We start from the raw sequence: 1372 nt of genomic DNA on the forward strand, positions 1-1372 counted from the left end.
CTAGGATGACCGCAAACATCGTACCGCTGTCACCTTGTTCTGGTGTTGCAGCCATCGCATCGCCACGAGCGAAAGCTAGCTGGTAGTAATCGTCTTGCGAGATAACACCCGATGCACATAACGCGCTTAGCTCACCAAAGCTGTGGCCTGCGACCATGTCTGCTTTGAAGCCAGCTTGAGTCATGATGTCGAACTGACCCATAGACACAGTACCAATCGCACTTTGAGCATTGGCCGTGTTGGTTAACACCGCTTCTTGAGCTTTGGTTGCTTCTGGTGTGAAGGTTGGAATTGGGAACAGAATTTGCGACAGAGCTGTTTTCTTGTGCTGACCAAATACTTGATCCGCTTGAGCAAGCTGTTGGCGCATTTCAGGGTAGTGACATGCAAGCTCGCGACCCATGTTTAGGTATTGCGAACCTTGACCTGCAAACAGAGCTGCTACTTTACCCGCACCATTTTCTGCAATCAGTGCCGACTCACGGTAGCTAGCACCGTTTGGCATCTGCCAATGTGTTTTGGTTTGGCTCTCAAGCATAGAAATCGCTTGAGTCAGTTGCGCTTGCAGGTCTGCTTGGTCAGTGACAACTAAACCAAGACGAGCGTGCTTAGCGTCTACTTCGCGTAGAGCGTGCTGCTCAGCAAGCGCTTCCAGTTTGAACGCGGCGTCTGCAGCTTGAGTTGAAACTTGTTTTAGCTCATTGATCAATGCTTGACGAGATTCTGCGCTGAATAACAGAGTTTGCGGTACTTGGCGCTGACGGTATTTATCACCGCGAGCGTGCTCTGGCGTGTACTCTTCCAATACAACGTGGAAGTTAGTGCCACCAAAACCGAATGAGCTGATACCTGCACGGCGTGGTGTGCCGTCGACACGTTTCATCCAAGGACGCGTTTGTGTATTTAGGTAGAACGGTGAGTTCTCGATATCCAACTTAGGATTCGGAGCCGATACGTTAATCGTTGGCGGCAGTACTTTGTGGTGCAGTGCTAATGCAGCTTTGATTAAACCGGCAGTACCCGCGGTTGATTTAGTGTGACCAATTTGAGATTTCACAGAGCCTAACGCAATGTGTTGCTTCTCTTCGTTGTTCTCACTGAATACTGAGTTTAAGCCACCAAATTCAGCAACATCACCCGCAGCAGTACCAGTACCGTGCGCTTCTAGTAAGCCAAGCGTGTGCGGTGCAAAACCTGCATCATCGTAAGCACGTTTCAGTGCTTTAGCTTGCCCTTCAGGGCGAGGCGCGTAAATACTCTTGAACTTACCATCCGACGAAGAACCCACACCTTTAATTACCGAGTAGATTCTGTCGCCGTCACGCTCTGCATCTTCAAGACGCTTAAGAGCAACCATGCCGATGCCTTCACC

The 1372-nt window shown here is 50.0% G+C and carries 1 protein-coding gene; it reads right to left on the minus strand.

Going from position 1 to position 1372, the window contains the following annotated elements; genetic code table 11:
- Positions 1-1372 (minus strand): acyltransferase domain-containing protein (locus AB4653_RS00855; protein WP_372103103.1); only part of this gene is annotated, 1372 nt, incomplete at both ends.

Origin of the sequence: Vibrio sp. 10N.222.48.A3, from assembly GCF_041475345.1 — a bacterium.
In the GTDB taxonomy this organism is placed as follows: Bacteria; Pseudomonadota; Gammaproteobacteria; order Enterobacterales; family Vibrionaceae; genus Vibrio; species Vibrio tasmaniensis_A.